This window comes from Massilia sp. LXY-5 (assembly GCF_059801075.1).
Map to the genome: position 1 here is coordinate 126,535 of NZ_JBNNEH010000008.1, position 14,604 is coordinate 141,138.

Here is a 14,604-nt window from a genome sequence, read left to right on the forward strand (position 1 = left end):
GTATGGATTTTCGCATTAGGAAAGACGCGCGTGCGTGGTTCAAAGGACTCGATTCAGTCATTGGATCGAGTGCAAAAAACTTCGAATATTACTATTTTTGCCTATGTACTGGACTGATGAGCGGCAAAAAAGATTTAACCGTGCCGGCCTCGGAGTGTGATCCGCTCATCGACCACTACCCAAGGGAGTACAAAGCGAAAGGAAAAATTCTAATCGCATGGATGATCTCGAAGGAGCTGGAGACGTTGGGGATTGATGTCGCGGAACGTCCGCGCGTGCACGAAACAATACGAACGCTGGTCGACCCTAACTCCATGTCGAGCTTGAGTGAGTATGGCATGGAGCAAATGAACGGTTACGCAGCCGGGGGCTTCGACGTCCTCAGCGAGGGGGTCTCTGAACCGCCACGCGTGCTGCCGAGTTTCCTTCTTGAGTACACCCAGCTATTGGAAGATCTCGAACTCGAGGCAAGCTGATGCCTTGAGGGCTGGGTCGACAGCCTCTACTTCGGCGGACCGGACTCGATCATCGTTCGAGACCGATCCAAGGAATAGATCTTGTTCGCGACACATCATAGGATTTCGCACTTGCCTGCGCTGATGCAACTTTGGCGTAAAAGTCTGACAACGTATAACCTGGCCAAAGCTCAATGTTCAAATTTATAAGTACCCTCATCACGGCGCTCACAAAGCTCGACAAATTAATAGACTATGCCTCGGATATATTCACAGCAGCACGTGAATGGTGGCAAGGGCGAACGATTGCTGTAATCGGGCCGACCGCATCCGGGAAGAACAGCTTGTTTGACCGCCTGCAGCGTAAGCCGCCGCCAGAGCAGCACATGCAGACACGTGGCTCGGAAGAGGTCGAGACCTTCAAGCTTACCCATACACTTCCCGACAAGACGCGGATCGAGCTGAAATGTAAAAATTGCATCAACGTAGGCGGGGAAATTGATGAGCGCGAGCGGCATTGGCTTAAGGCCTGCCAAAACGCAGACGTTATTTTCTATCTCATCGATGGCGACCGATTACGTAAAGCACCTGCGCAAACATTAGATCGTATCCACGGCGATCTCGACTGGCTTTTAAAGCACGTCAGTCAGTTCAAGCCGAATTTTTCAATGCACCTACTGCTCAACAAGGTTGATGTGGTGACAACAGGTTTGACGACCAACGCTGCAGTCGACGCCATCACAAAAGAGTTCAAGCAACCGCTTTCCGACCTAGAAAAACTTGCCCGCAATGTGCTTGGGCCCTATTTCGCCAGAGTTAGCGGTCCAGGTCCAATTAGCATGACTGACGATAGACTATTTCACCGCTATTTTGCTACTGCCCTGCAAGAGGTTCATGCACATATGAAAGGCAAAAATGGATAGTTTCTGGCTGGTCCCAGACTATTCACAGTCGGGCACTGTCTTATGTGTCTTGGATGGCATGACCAAGCCATTACATGAGGCCGTGCCGCTCGCACTTCTTCCCCCTGAGCTCGTGTTAGGAATACCAGAAGAGTTACTGACGCGCCACGATGAAGCTGATTTTGTATTCACCCAATTTTGCCGCGGGCGTCACCAAAACAGCTATTTTGCATGTTCGATCCGCGCAGGACTGGATCACTCGGGGCGGACAGTAACCCTGACAAACCTACAGTGCCTAGCACCAGGTGAACCACCGAAGGTGCCTCCCGATATCGACCATGCGCTGGAAGGGGAGGCGCAACCAGCAATGCACCGGCTCGTCGATTTGCTCGGCCACCCGACACCACAGAGGGCAAAACTACTCGACATGCTCGACGCCGTAGCATCGCTGCCGCGTCTTGCTTCTTTCGCCAGTGAGACGATGCGAAAATCGGCCAATCGTCCCCAATGGATGCCGCATACCGGTAAAAAAAAAGTTTCTAAACGAATAATGCCCCTAGTCGTTGCGGGATTGTTGTTCTTAACAGCAATAATTTGGCTTGGCCATCGATGGATGAGGTAGGCGTTTGGACAGCGGGTCGGGACACGTCCGGTTACTGCATGTGCTGAGGTTCCACGCTCGGTCGACATACAGATTCGAGAGAAACGTGCTCCAATCACGCTCAGCCGGATTCGGGCCAACCAGCTGAAACTGAAGCCGTTGGTCCTCAGCTACACCACAGAGCTTGGCTATCCCGTACGCTTATACGTCCAACGGTAAGGTCTCTTGCGGGTCAATTGGTAGGGTCTCTCGCGGGTCAGTTCCCTTCTTCGGCAGCGTTCGGGTTGTCCAGAGGCCCTTGGCTTCGCGTCGCGCCAGCTGCTCGGGCAAGGCCGCCCACCCTTGCACTAGGACAGCGCCGCTTGAATGCGGAACGGATGTGCCTGCTACGAGAGATTTTAACGGAAGGCCTAGACGAGGGAACGATTCGCGTAGTGTCGGCTCCGGGACTGAGTCGTCCAGGCGCGTCCGGCGCCTCGAAGTCGGTGGTTATTGTTAGATTGGTGCGAAAGGGAGCTCTGCCACCAGCGGCCTCACCTGTCCGAATAGAGGAAACGCGTATCGCGCACGCTCGGAATCGGCGTCCGGCGCTTCGCGCGCCCCAGTCGGCTGGAGCAAATCGGGAGGGCGGCGCTGCGCAGCGGAATACCAGAGGGGCGATCGGGTGGCGGCTGTGGCCTGGAAGCGCGCCAGATCTTCCGGCACTGCTTCGGGCTTATCGGGTCGGCCGATGTACCTCAGCCAGGAAGGCCGGGCCGGGCTGGTGCCGTAGAACGCGAAATACGCGCCACGAGCGGCGCGCGCCTGGTCAAAGGCCCTCAGCACCCGGTACAACTCCCGGATGTCCGGCGTTTCCTCCGCTCCCCGGTGAATGGCAGCAACCGTCTCGAGGAGAATCGGGATCCCGAGGCCGAAAATAGGCAGGCCGTGTGACACCGCGAGCCGCACAAATTTCCTGACGGCTTCCTCGTCCGCTTCTTCACGCTGCAGTGCGAGCGCGGCGGCGACGATCGCGACATCCGCGGGGAAGTCAAACTGCTCAACCCGTTCGCCGATCCACCGGCGGAGCAGGGCCGGGCGGCCGCTCTTGAGCAGCAAGTATGCTGCGGCCGCGGCCGACACTGGATCCCGGACACCCTCCCAAGACTCAAGGAAGTCGGCACTATGCCACAGATTGCCCAGGCGCTCGGCCTCGGCCAGGCAGCCGCGGGAAAGATAGGACACGATCAAATCCAGTCCAGCCGACTCGCGTGCGATCGTGACCTCGACTGCATCAGTGCCCGGTGCCTTGCCGGCGCCGCTTGTGATCGCGACCCGGACCTCCGAATGTGGGGGCAAGGAGATCAGACGCCAGGCGAGGGCGTCGCCTCCCACCTGCAGGAGACTCGGCACGTCGGCAGCAACGTCCAGCCTGATCATGCCCAGGTCGACGTCCTGGGCGGTCTCGGAAGGGCGCATCGGCCGCGGCGACCACTGTTCGTCACGAAACTCCCATAGCGTCATCCACACCGCGCCGGGTGGCTCGTTCTTACGCCTGCCTGCGGCGTCCGGGAGTAGATGCGCCAGGGACCGAAACGGCGCCACCCACTCCAGCCACTCGTGCGGACTGAGCGCCACCTCCAGCGTCACCTCACGCACGGCCCCGAGCTCGGCGGCTTGCTGGACGGTTCTGCCGCTGGGTGCATGGCCGATCACGTAAGCCCGCTGGAGGCCGTCGGGCAGGTCGACCGTGGCGGGTTTCATCGGGGTGGCGATGCCTTGCGCGAGCAGCGCGCCGTCGGGAGCTGCGACATCGAACAAGGTCGCCAAGATGCGCTCGTCCTTGTACGGATAGGAGCTTTTTATATGCACGGTCAGTTGCATCGCGCTTCCTCAGGCAAACGCTCCGGTGATCGTAAACGTGTCAGGCAACACCGCCTGGTTCAGGAGTATGGTCCGGTATTGCTCGTCGAAGGCGCCGGCGCTCGACGGCGTCACGCCGTAGGTCCATTCGCCCCACTCAACACTGAAATGCGCTGGGCCGGTGTCGAGCGTCTGGCTTAGGCGCGGTGCTCCGGCACGCTCCATATAGGCCTGGGTCACCGGGCGGAAGCCTGGCGGATCCACATCGAGCTGGACGTAGGAGCAGGGCCGCCCGGTGAGTACATGGAAAGGGATGTCCCAGGCGCCGTCCCCTTGGGGGGTCCCTATCCTTTGGTGCTTCGCATCCCCCGGCGCCTGATAGAAGCTCAGGAAAGCCGAGGCGGCGCTGCGCAGGGTAGCTGGGGTAACGTCGAAAAACTGCTGCTGGATGCGTTGGCTCCCACAGTGTCCGTTCAAGGCTGCGAGCAGGGCTCGGGTGAAGCGGGCAATCCCGTTAGCCGGCGCGTACGCCAGCAAGTTGGCAGTGGTCCCCCGCATGACCAACCAATCCGAGCACAGCGGCGTTCCCAGCCGGGTTCCCGCCACAAGGGGCCTGGGCTCGCTGATCTCGGCGAGGAGGTCGGGGCTGAACTCCATGCACGCATCGATCAGGTACATGAGTTTCGCACTCGTCTTGCGTATCGATGCATGGCAGGTGTTCGAGACGTGGAAGCTCGCCGACCACAAGTCATGCGAGTCCTCACCGAAATCGTCGGCGATCAGAACTTGGTCGACCCCGTCTCCGACCCCGTGACCGCAGAAATAGAAGACGCCCCGGCTGTTCGGATTGTTGGCAAGCCGGCCGAGCCAGCGTCGATAGGCCACCGCAATCCTATCCCGTGTGGGCCGCTCGACCGGCTTCGGCTGACTGTCCGGCGCCACATAGTCTCTCGAGGGCGAGGCCAGCAGCTCGACGCTACCCAGCGGCGCCGCCGGGTTGTAGAAAGCCTGTTGCGGTGACAGGGCAGCGCCCGGAGCGGACGCGTCAGGCCCGCTCAGGAACCAGTCCGCCATGGCTTCGACGGATCGGCGCGGCGACGTCAAGGCCGACAGATTGCCGTACCCGACCTCCGGCAGGCTGGGATATTCTCCGCATCCGACCAGCAGTACATGGGTCGCTGGCTGTGCCGCGGCGAGCCTGTCCGGCTGCGCTTCGAACACAAGGCTCATAGCCGCGACTCCGCGAGCCGGACGCCCAGGCGTTTATAGAAGCTGGGCCGGGCAAAATAGCCGCCGTGAGCCTGTAGCAGGCCAAAGCCGGTGTCGAACCCGTAATCGACAGGGCCTCGGAAGACGCTCGATGCCCGGAATGAGAAGATGTCATTGGTATCGAAGACGTTGAGCCATCTTCCGACGCCCTCGGGCTGGTCGAGCAGATCCTGCGGCGGGTTGGGTGGTTTCGTTTTGCTGCTGGCACGATAAAGACCCATTTCTTCGAACAGCGCCACTTGCGACCCAATTGTCACGAAGGCGTCGAAGCGCAGATCGGGCCGGAAGTAGCTCAGGACGTCATAAAGAATCACGCCACCCAGACTGTGGCCGAGCACGATGAGCTTGTCGTCCCCCTGGCGCCGCGCGTCCGACGCCTGCTCCAGTTCTGCGACGACGTCCCGGACGATGGGCCCGGGCTCCTCCTTGCTTCCGCGCGTGGTAAGGTAAATGCAGATGTCGCCGATGAAACGGGAGGCGTTCGCATGCAGGGTTTGACGGTGGATACCCATGAGCAACGCGGTCGCTGCGTCCGATGGAGCGTGGTCTAGCCGATTCACGGCCTCCCTGAAGGACTGCCACAAGCCGGACAGGCCCAGGGTTTCGTGGCGTTCAGCGCCACTGGTGGGGAGCAGCGGCTCGATCTCCTGGCGCAAGCGCGAAACGAAGTCCGCATTGGACAAAGGAGGGGACTGCAATGCCCACAGCGGCGCCCGCGTTGTGCTGGCGTAGCGCAGTGAGGCTGCATAGGCGGCGAGCACATCTTCGTAGCCTTGTTCCAGTTTCACCGTTGCGGCCGCAGTGTCCCAGACGGCATCGACCGCCGTCTCGAAATTGAACTGGCGGCTTATCGTGCCGAAGTTCACCCGGTCCGGGCCGTACTGGTAACGAGCCTCGCCAATCCACAATTCGTAGTCGGCCGTGTTGGCGCCCGCGCTCTGCAGGCTGAGCGACTCGACGTTCTCGGATGCACTTCGCAGCGAGGCTTGTTGCCAGCGGAAGTCCACACCGTGGTCGCCCCAGTAGGGAAAGAATGTCGAGGCTTTGGCCGGGTCGATGCCGACGGCGGGGGCAAGAATGTCGCGCAGGAATGTACTAGTGCGTTCGACCCCGGCATTATAGTCAGGGTTTGCACGGCGATTGTTAACGCCGTGGACGAAGACGATAGGCATACCTAACTCCAAGATGGTCCGTGCATGATATTGGACCCATCAAGCCAAAAATCCTTGGCCGCCTCGACCACGGTCAGGCGCATTCGTTTGAGCTGCATCATGCCTGGACCCCGATGGAATGATGTTTTTGAAATTTTGGAACTGATATTGAAGCCGGCCGGGCGGCATCGCCCATGCAGGCGTGCGCGGCATTATTGCCAGGAGAAGGCAACGAAGCGCTCGTACCTAAAAGCGGTTACTGATCGGCTCCTCTAACCCCTTGATTTCTCAACCATGCTTTGAACCGTCGCCGGTTTCAGGTTCAAAGTCCTCAGGTTAGAGCGCTCTAGTCGGTATGCTTAGGTCCGCCGAGTATGGAGTTTAGGTACGAGCGCTGCCAGCAAAACCGGACAAATGACTGTCAGGCGGTTTTTCACGCACCTTTCTTGGATGATAATTGCTATTATCATCTAAGCGTTGGGGCCTGAGCAACGCCAAGGATCGGGCGGAGTAGGTGTAGGCGATAAGATGGCTGCACTCACATTCGGCAAGCCTTCTGGCCTCAGTCGGGTGATGCCAAATGCCACGCATGTCACTGCGGCCAAGATCGACCGCTCTGTCGCCTATGCTGCACGGCGCCTTGTCAACCTGGTCGTGGCACGTGGCTGGGCTGAGCGCTGTTTGATTCGACTTGCGTACGCGATCGGCGTCGCACAGCCGGTGAATTTCTCGGCGGAGACCTTTGGCACGGAGACAGTCGCAGTGTCTTTGATCGTAGAACGACTGCACGCCGAATTCGACCTCAGTCCGGCCAGGATCATCCGAGAACTGGATCTGCTCAGGCCAATCTACCTCGCCACAGCAGCGTATGGGCACTTTGGCCGATGCGATGTACAGCTCTCCTGGGAAGTCGCATGAGGTCGGTCGACCTTGCGTGCGTGCCGTGAGCACCCGGAAGCGAACTGTGCGCGTCGGTTGAGATTCGGTGACAGGGTACGTGTCTATCAGGGGAAGTCGGCGGCCGTTTGAATTGGCCATGGGACGGGCCCTACCCCGGTAAGCGGGCTCAAGCGGGGCGATAGAGGACACAACGACTTAGCCTGCGCTTTAGGCGCTGACGCAATCGTCGCGCTGATTGATCAAGCCGTCGGGACGTGTTTGGTCATCTGGAACCCCGTTATTACCCGATGCCGGTCGGCTGCTCGCAGCAATGATACCCAGCCATCCCTTGAACGGGAGAACACGTCAATTGCTGCATTAAACCACCCTTGTCGAGATTGCCCGAATTCATCTCAGCTGTTATAGTCTACACATTGTAAAGGCAGTCAATAGGCAAGCCATGTCTGAGCGAAAAACTGAAGTTGTCAATCTTCGCATGTCACCGCGTGTAAAGGGGCTCTTGCGGGTGGCGGCCGACTACGAATGCAGGACGCTGTCGAACATGCTAGAGGTACTGATCGTGGACTTCTGTCATGCCAAAGGTTTGGATGCGATTTCCCTGGACAGCGAGCAAGCGGCAGCCGAGCCGGCAGAAGCAAGTGCACACTGAGTCTTTCCCTGCAACATACGAATAAGAATCTATGATCGAAGTCCCCCAGCCGTTCGCCGCGAGCGATCGCGCAGCAGTGCAAACCACCTTCCCGTTTCTGACCGCTTCCACCATCAAGGATGTTCCAAAGACCAAGCCCTTCCTGCGCTGGGTGGGCGGCAAGAGCCGGCTGCTGGGGGCAATTCTGCCTTATGTGCCGTCCAGGTTCCGCAACTTCCATGAGCCCTTTCTTGGTTCTGGAGCCATGTTCTTTGCCTTGCGCCAGCGTGCCGAGCATTGCCACCTGTCCGACCTGAATACCGAGCTCGTCAACGTCTGGCGGGTGATCCAGCAAGATCCACACGCGTTCTTCGATCACCTGCAACCGTATCTGCAGCGGCAGGGCGAGGAAGCATACTATGCTGTTCGCAGTGAAGCGCCCGACGGCGCGCTGGCACGGGCTGCGCGCTTCTTTTATCTGAACCAGACTGCCTGGAACGGATTGTGGCGGGAGAACCGGTTTGGGGTCTTCAACGTGCCCTGGGGAGCGCGCGACTTCAAAGGCATTGACCGCAATACGGTGGCAACGGTCAGTCAGGCGCTGCAATCTGTCACGATCCGTGAGATCGATTTCCGCGAATCAGCGAAGAATGCCGAACCCGGTGATTTCATCTATTTCGATCCCCCCTATCTGCCGGTGTCCGACACCAGCAAGTTTGCCGGTTACAACGGAAAGCGCTTCCGCAAGCCAGATCTGGAAGAACTGGCCGAGTTGTGTCAGCACCTGACGCGCAAGGGCGTGCACTGGGTCGTGTCGAACCGCGACAATGAACACATGCGCGAGATCTTCTCGCATGCCAAAGTGATCCGATTCACCACCCGCCGTTCCGTCGCGGCACAGAACAAGCGCAACGTGCAACCGAAGGATTCGCCCGAAGTCATCGTGGTCGGAGGGCCTAGCGTATGACGAAGCAGTTGGTCGAGGCCGTGTTGTTTGCGCGCTATAACTTGTCTAATTACAAAGCGTTGTATGGCCGGCTGGGTGATAAGACTGCTTACACCAAGGATTATCTGCAAATTCCGAAAGCTGTCTCCGCAAAGCTTCAAACGCTGCTGCATGCGACATCCTCCAAAGTTGATATCGAGTACGTGTGGCCTGGGGAGTCCCTGCCCGGGGATTTTGCCTGGTCGGCTGACCGTTACCATTTAACGTGGCCCACCAATAAACCCCCAAAACCCTGGAAGCTAGGCGAGATAGGATCGGATCCGGCGGTAAGCCTGCCGGGAGACACCAATCTGCGCGACGAGGAGGAAGCAAACAATCAACTGGCTTATATCGAAGGCCAGGGGTGGAATCCCTGGTTGTTGGCCATCAAGCTCGCTGGGGAAGGCAACCGCTTTCATTTACGCGTTTACTTCGAAGATCCACCGGCTGGCTTCGCAGAACGTGCTGTGGCCCTGCTGCCACAAAAGCTGCAGCAGGCCATGTTGGATTTGCCTGCAAACAATGGCATCGACATCGTTGACTGGACCGGCGACATCATCACGCCGCTCCCGAACGTCAGGGCGCCCAAGCTGGTCGCCGAAATCCAACAAGCGCTCGCACGCGATCCGAACGTGTTGCTTGTCGGACCGCCCGGAACCGGGAAAAGCGTCGCCCTCGAGGACTTGCGTAGCCTGTATGCCAACCACGCTGTGCATGATGCCGTCGTCTTCGACCCGGACTTGTGGGAAAACAATTGGTCGACATATGACAGCGGGATTGACGCGCGCAGTGAGTCACTGGTGTTCCATCCTTCGTACACCTACGAGAACTTCGTCGCCGGTCTGTTCCCCAAGTCCTCGCCCGGCCACGCTGGCGTCGAGCTCGAGGCCTTGCCTGGGCCATTGCTGGGCCTCAGTCACTGGGTCGGCGATTCGGGTCGACAGGCTTTGCTGATCCTCGATGAATTCAACCGAGGTTCGGCTGCGGCGATCTTCGGTGACACGCTGAGCCTGCTCGACAAGGACAAGCGCTCACGGCAGGACCGCAGGGGCACGCACATCCAGCGTCCCTATCCCGCCCAGGCCATGCCGGTGCCGGCCTCCTATCGCCGTGATCCCGTCAACGGGCACGAGCAAATCGATAAGGAAGTACGCCTGCCGGCCACTGTGCACATTGTCGCCGCAATGAACAGTACAGACCGCTCGGTCGCACCGCTTGACGCTGCCATGCGCCGGCGCTTCACTGTGATCCGCGTACCGCCCGACTACGCAACCCTGGCCGAGCACCTGATGGACAATCCAGCGAGGGCACAGGGCCCGCTGCCGGCCAGTAATGATGTCACGCAATGGGGGCGCGACGACATCGGCGCGCTCGCGGTACAGGTGCTGCAAGCAGTCAATGAGCGCGTGGAGTTCTGCCTTGGCGAGGATTTCGTGCTTGGGCACGCGCTGGTGTGGGGACTCAACGGCGACACGCCGAACGAACGCCTGACCCAGCTGTGCCAGGCAATGGATGCCAAGGTGGTGCCGACACTGCGTACCACCTTCATCGACCAGGACGACGCTCTTGCCGCCGTACTGGGTGTTGACGACGCCGAGCAACTCGAGCGCGGTCAGCCCGTGCCGGCTGGTACGGTCGCGTACTGGCGAACTGCACCGGTCGCACTGGCGGCGATCACTTCGCGCCGCCTGATGGTGCAATCGCTCCATGGAGTCGACCCCGGACAACAACTGGCGGCGTTACGCGCCATCGCAAGGCTCTGAGCCGCGTGGGCTGTATCGACGTTATAGAGGGCAAGGAGTTCACGCTTTCCAGGGCGGATGCCGAACGACTGCGCGCAGCAGCCGACCGTCTGCAAAAAACGCTACGCCCCAGATTCACGCTCCTGAGCGAAAGTGGCGGGCGCTTCAAGTTAAGCAATGTGGTCGGCACTATCGACCTGGGCCCAGGTTCGGTCCTGCAGGTGACGCCGAAAGTCGACGCCGGTGATAACTGGATGACCGCGGTCGTGGCCCTGTTGACCGGAAGCGAGTCGATCGACGTAGGCGGCGACCGCGATGCCGGCATGGGACAGACGCACAAGCAGTTGATCGACGCACTCGCCGCCGCCTACCTGCATCGTCTTCAGAAAGCGTATCGCCAGGACGGTCCGATCCTGTTGATGGAGCGACACCAGGCAACTCTGCCATACCTGCAGGGCAAGCTGGACGTGACAAAATGGACGCGTTCGGTGCTATGGCGACCGCATGTCTTCCCGGTTACCCGCACCGAGCTCGCGCAAGACAATCCTTTTACGCGCGCGTTCTTCCATGTGGCGCAGACGCTGGCGCACGCGTGCACGAATCTGGCGACCCGCAACAGCTTGCGTGCTCTGAGCCGGAACCTGTCGGCCGGGATGCCGGCCATAACCCCGCCGGCGCCCGGCATTGCGACCAGAACCTTGCCCACGCAGTGGAATGCTTACGCACCGGCGTGGGCGGTGGCTGTCGCCATCCTGTCACGCAGTTCGCTGTTCGGCGCCAACGGGCGCCATCATGGCGTCAGCTTGGCCATCGAAGCGTGGCCTTTGCTGGAAGCGCTACTTGAACGTACCCTGCAGTACATGCAACGCGCCGCTCAGGCGAACGGTCGAGTCTTGACGTACCAGATGCAGGGGTGTGTCAACCTACTGCGGCCGGTCGACCCCGCCAATCGCGCATTTTCGCCGAAGCCGGACGGACGGCTGTACGACGACGGTCGAGTGATCGCATCCTTCGAAGCGAAATATTCTCCATTCTGCGGGGGTTCGCTCGACAGCATCCGGGACCATATCTACCAAGCTGTCAGTACGGCTGCCGCTTGCGGCGCACCGTTGTCGATCTTGGTCTACCCTGGCACATTCGAACCGCGAGTGTGGGACGTACCAGGGCTGCACGGAACACCTTGCCGCCTCATCGCGGTCGGGCTTGGGCTGTTCCACTGGCTACCGCCTGCAGCAGCAAATGCCCGCGCCCTTGCACTTCTGGCGCTGATCGATCGCTGGAGTACGCCATCGCCGCACCGCACCACATTGGAAGAAATTGTATGAGCACTGCCTGGGATGACGTTCATACGTGCGCGCAACAGCTGTCGCCGCCTGCCAGTCACCGGATCGCCAATCTGATCATTGCGGCTGCGGCACGGCATGCCAGCCATCGCCAACGCGAACTGCCCTGGAACGGCGCTACCGCACGCGCAATGGTGGATGAACTCGCGCTGTCCCCACTGCCGATTCTGCCGGACGATCCACTGTTGTGGGAGCGCCTGGCTGATCTGGCGTTGCAGGCGGCGCCTCTCGGGTTAAGCCCCGAAGGCATGCACACGTGGACGGCTGCTTACCAGGGCGCCTCGTCGAGCCAGAAGGCCCTCGGCGCCTATGCGACCCATAACGTGTTCGCCTCGGTTCTGGCGCGGATCACCATGGCGCCGCTGCCGCGCGGCCGCACTTATCGCATCGTTGACCCGAGCGTTGGCTCCGGCAACCTGTTATTGGCTGCAATCGAGCAGTATGGCCGCGGCGGGACCGACGAGCAGCTGCGCCAATTCATCCTGGGCTTGCATGGTGTCGAACTTGACCCGCGCGCGCGCGAACTGTGCTGTTTGCTGATCTGGCTGTTCGGCGCCGACAGTGGGGTGACTCTGGCACAGGTGGCGGAAAACATCCGGCTCGCCAATGCCCTGACATTCGACTGGTGGTCAAGTCACGACTTGTTCGACGTTCTGTTGATGAACCCGCCCTGGGAATCCCTGCGTCACAAGGTGACCGATGATCCTGGCGAGGAACGTGCTGCAACCCTGGCACGGGCGTCGCAGACGGGCAGCGGTGCGCCCGGGCTGCCACCGCTGTTTTCGGCCCAGGGTACGGGTGACCGCAACCTGTTCAAACTGTTCGTTGAACTGGCGCCGCATCTGGTTACGGAAGGCGGACGCCTGGGGGCGTTGCTGCCTGCAGCATTCGCATCGGACGCCGGTCTGACCGACCTGCGGGAGCGCTACTTCTCGCAGTTCGAAATCGCCCGCTGGACCGGCTATGAAAACCGGCGCGGCTATTTTCCGATTGATGGCCGCTACAAATTTGGCTTGCTTGCCGCCACCCGCTCAAACACGGGAACGCAGACGCTGGCCGTGCGCAGCTTCGCACTTGATCCGGACGAGGTCGATGCACCGCACATTGCACTCGACCGCGATGACATCCTATTGATCGGTCGCCAGTACCACATCATCCCCGAACTGGCGCGCGCGCAGGAGCTGGAGGTCTTGCGCATCGCACTAGCAACCGGTACGGCGCTGTTTGATCGCGGCGCCCTGGGCAAGGTCGTGTACCGCCGGGAGGTCGACTTGAGTCTTCACAAGGCACAGTTTCACCACGTCGAGGCAATGGCATTACAACCGTGTGGTGACGGTACCTATATAGACCAGGCAATGGCGTCCTATGTACCCTTACTCGAAGGCAGGTCAGTCGGTGCCTACGATTGCTTTCAGAAGTCGTGGGTTTCCGGCAGCGGGCGGACGGCCGTCTGGCAAGACAACCAGGATCGTCCGTTGGGTGAATGCACGTCCCAATATGTCATCGCGCCGGTGCGCGACCTGCCGCCGCGGGTGGCCCTGTGTGATGTGACAGCATCGACCAATACCCGCACAGTGATCGCGACGCGCGTGCCTCGTGGATGGCGCTGCGGGAACACAGCCCCCGTGCTGGAATTTGACAGCGAACGCAAGGCGTTCGCAGCACTGGGCATCATGAACTCGATGGTGTTCGACTGGGTGGCGCGCCGCCTCGTCAGCGGCCTGCACTTGAACAAATTTATTCTTGAGGGCATGGTCTGGCCTGAGTTGAGCGAGCTCGAGCTCGAGCAGGTGGCGTTTGCCGCATGGAGTTTGTGCACGCAACGACCGCGAGCAGGCCTGGCGGCACAGGAATACGGTGCGTGCCCTTGGGCGATGGATGACGGCGTAGGTCGCCCCCCATTAGATGCGCTCACGGCTAACGCCGCGATCGAGGTAGCGGTCGCACGTGGCTTGGGATTGACCCATGCGCAGCTAGCGATCGTGTACGACCCGAACCGGCAGGACCGTCGCGGCTTCTGGCGCTACTTTGACGCCGAACCTACGGCTTCCGAGGTGGTAAAGCTCGCGCTGGCGCAGATGGAATTGGCGCCTCCGAACCCGTTGGCGCAGCGACGCACCGCGCGACGTCAGCCTCACCAGATGAGCCTGGACGGTCTTGCGCCGTGACTCCCACTACCAGCCTCCTGACAAAGACGCTGGGCGTAGATCAACAAATATTTTCCGAGCAGCGGCGACCTCGTTTTCAACGGTCGCGCTAATTTAATGCGACATGGGACTCAACCCCACTGTACAAGGAATCGAGCCAGCAGCCTGCCGTCTGGTGAACGTGCCGCGAAAGCGTACCTCCGTGATGCGTTACGATAAAGTTAGAAGCGAATCTGCACTGGCTCTCAAGAATTAAAGCCGCTCATCGCATAGCGCCGCCTCACAATCGCGTCACGCCTCATCGCTTCACTAGTCGTAGTCGAAACCGTCTAGCAGCGACCGGCACACGCTGAACTAGACCGCGTCCGGCCAGCCCCAATGCCGTAAAAAGTCTCGAATGGATGTTCACGAGCGTCCTATACCGGCGTAAAAGCAAAATGACAGGGCCGACTTCGCAAACGATCGCGTGTCAGTCGGGATCGCACGGTGGAATCCGGTCAACTTTCTTGTAGACCTGCCATGTATCGAGATATAAAATTGCGCTAACGAAATTTACGTCGCTAAGCTCGCCATGCGGGGGAACGAATAATGTCCAATCGTGATACCACATCGGTTCGTGCCCTTTTCCGAAATCATCCG

General features: G+C 60.0%; 12 protein-coding genes. 9 read left to right on the forward strand and 3 right to left on the reverse strand.

What is annotated here, in order from left to right; translation table 11 throughout:
- Positions 1–2: 2 nt before the first annotated feature.
- The 3 genes from ACI48I_RS22960 (at position 3) to ACI48I_RS22970 (ending at position 1,979) form a co-directional block, all read left to right on the forward strand.
- Positions 3–476 carry a hypothetical protein gene (locus ACI48I_RS22960; RefSeq protein WP_498575548.1) on the forward strand — a complete coding sequence of 158 codons (474 nt, stop codon included), beginning with the start codon at positions 3–5 and terminating at the stop codon, positions 474–476.
- 173 nt (positions 477–649) lie between these two features.
- Positions 650–1,378 (forward strand): GTPase domain-containing protein, encoded by a 729-nt coding sequence (locus tag ACI48I_RS22965; RefSeq protein ID WP_498575549.1) that lies wholly within the window; start codon positions 650–652, stop codon positions 1,376–1,378.
- A 58-nt stretch (positions 1,379–1,436) separates the two neighbouring features.
- Positions 1,437–1,979, forward strand: coding sequence for a hypothetical protein (locus tag ACI48I_RS22970; protein ID WP_498575550.1), 543 nt, complete (start codon positions 1,437–1,439; stop codon positions 1,977–1,979).
- Positions 1,980–2,453: 474 nt separating this feature from the next.
- On the opposite strand, the gene ACI48I_RS22975 is transcribed toward ACI48I_RS22970, so the two are convergent.
- From ACI48I_RS22975 to ACI48I_RS22985, 3 genes are read right to left on the reverse strand one after another with little or no spacing between them, the layout of a single operon-like run.
- Positions 2,454–3,821 (reverse strand): hypothetical protein, encoded by a 1,368-nt coding sequence (locus ACI48I_RS22975; protein WP_498575551.1) that lies wholly within the window; start codon positions 3,819–3,821, stop codon positions 2,454–2,456.
- 9 nt (positions 3,822–3,830) lie between these two features.
- Positions 3,831–5,030: a caspase family protein gene (locus ACI48I_RS22980; RefSeq protein ID WP_498575552.1), complete on the reverse strand. Its 1,200-nt coding sequence runs from the start codon at positions 5,028–5,030 to the stop codon at positions 3,831–3,833.
- Positions 5,027–6,241, reverse strand: coding sequence for a hypothetical protein (locus ACI48I_RS22985; protein ID WP_498575553.1), 1,215 nt, complete (start codon positions 6,239–6,241; stop codon positions 5,027–5,029). The genes ACI48I_RS22980 and ACI48I_RS22985 overlap by 4 nt, the downstream gene beginning before the upstream one ends.
- 507 nt (positions 6,242–6,748) lie before the next feature.
- Here ACI48I_RS22985 and ACI48I_RS22990 point away from each other — a divergent pair.
- From ACI48I_RS22990 to ACI48I_RS23015, 6 genes are all read left to right on the forward strand, one after another.
- On the forward strand, positions 6,749–7,138 hold the full coding sequence (locus ACI48I_RS22990; RefSeq protein WP_498575554.1) for a methionine adenosyltransferase domain-containing protein: 390 nt from the start codon (positions 6,749–6,751) through the stop codon (positions 7,136–7,138).
- A 421-nt stretch (positions 7,139–7,559) separates the two neighbouring features.
- Complete coding sequence (locus ACI48I_RS22995) at positions 7,560–7,769, forward strand: hypothetical protein (protein ID WP_498575555.1); 210 nt, start codon at positions 7,560–7,562, stop codon at positions 7,767–7,769.
- A gap of 31 nt (positions 7,770–7,800) precedes the next feature.
- Positions 7,801–8,715 (forward strand): DNA adenine methylase, encoded by a 915-nt coding sequence (locus tag ACI48I_RS23000; protein WP_498575556.1) that lies wholly within the window; start codon positions 7,801–7,803, stop codon positions 8,713–8,715.
- Positions 8,712–10,496 (forward strand): AAA family ATPase, encoded by a 1,785-nt coding sequence (locus ACI48I_RS23005; RefSeq protein ID WP_498575557.1) that lies wholly within the window; start codon positions 8,712–8,714, stop codon positions 10,494–10,496. The genes ACI48I_RS23000 and ACI48I_RS23005 overlap by 4 nt, the downstream gene beginning before the upstream one ends.
- Before the next feature lie 5 nt (positions 10,497–10,501).
- A complete protein-coding gene (locus ACI48I_RS23010; RefSeq protein WP_498575558.1) occupies positions 10,502–11,800 on the forward strand; it encodes a 5-methylcytosine restriction system specificity protein McrC in 1,299 nt (432 codons plus the stop codon).
- Positions 11,797–13,986 carry an N-6 DNA methylase gene (locus ACI48I_RS23015; RefSeq protein ID WP_498575559.1) on the forward strand — a complete coding sequence of 730 codons (2,190 nt, stop codon included), beginning with the start codon at positions 11,797–11,799 and terminating at the stop codon, positions 13,984–13,986. The genes ACI48I_RS23010 and ACI48I_RS23015 overlap by 4 nt, the downstream gene beginning before the upstream one ends.
- Positions 13,987–14,604 lie beyond the last annotated feature (618 nt).

Bases quoted from the DNA above. Each gene is read 5' to 3' on its own strand.
- ACI48I_RS23005 (WP_498575557.1), top strand. From the start codon at position 8,712: ATGACGAAGCAGTTGGTCGAGGCCGTGTTGTTTGCGCGCTATAACTTG.
- ACI48I_RS22960 (WP_498575548.1), top strand. From the start codon at position 3: ATGGATTTTCGCATTAGGAAAGACGCGCGTGCGTGGTTCAAAGGACTC.
- ACI48I_RS22985 (WP_498575553.1), bottom strand. From the start codon at position 6,241: ATGCCTATCGTCTTCGTCCACGGCGTTAACAATCGCCGTGCAAACCCT.
- ACI48I_RS22975 (WP_498575551.1), bottom strand. From the start codon at position 3,821: ATGCAACTGACCGTGCATATAAAAAGCTCCTATCCGTACAAGGACGAG.
- ACI48I_RS22990 (WP_498575554.1), top strand. From the start codon at position 6,749: ATGGCTGCACTCACATTCGGCAAGCCTTCTGGCCTCAGTCGGGTGATG.
- ACI48I_RS22970 (WP_498575550.1), top strand. From the start codon at position 1,437: ATGACCAAGCCATTACATGAGGCCGTGCCGCTCGCACTTCTTCCCCCT.
- ACI48I_RS22995 (WP_498575555.1), top strand. From the start codon at position 7,560: ATGTCTGAGCGAAAAACTGAAGTTGTCAATCTTCGCATGTCACCGCGT.
- ACI48I_RS23000 (WP_498575556.1), top strand. From the start codon at position 7,801: ATGATCGAAGTCCCCCAGCCGTTCGCCGCGAGCGATCGCGCAGCAGTG.
- ACI48I_RS22980 (WP_498575552.1), bottom strand. From the start codon at position 5,030: ATGAGCCTTGTGTTCGAAGCGCAGCCGGACAGGCTCGCCGCGGCACAG.
- ACI48I_RS22965 (WP_498575549.1), top strand. From the start codon at position 650: ATGTTCAAATTTATAAGTACCCTCATCACGGCGCTCACAAAGCTCGAC.
- ACI48I_RS23015 (WP_498575559.1), top strand. From the start codon at position 11,797: ATGAGCACTGCCTGGGATGACGTTCATACGTGCGCGCAACAGCTGTCG.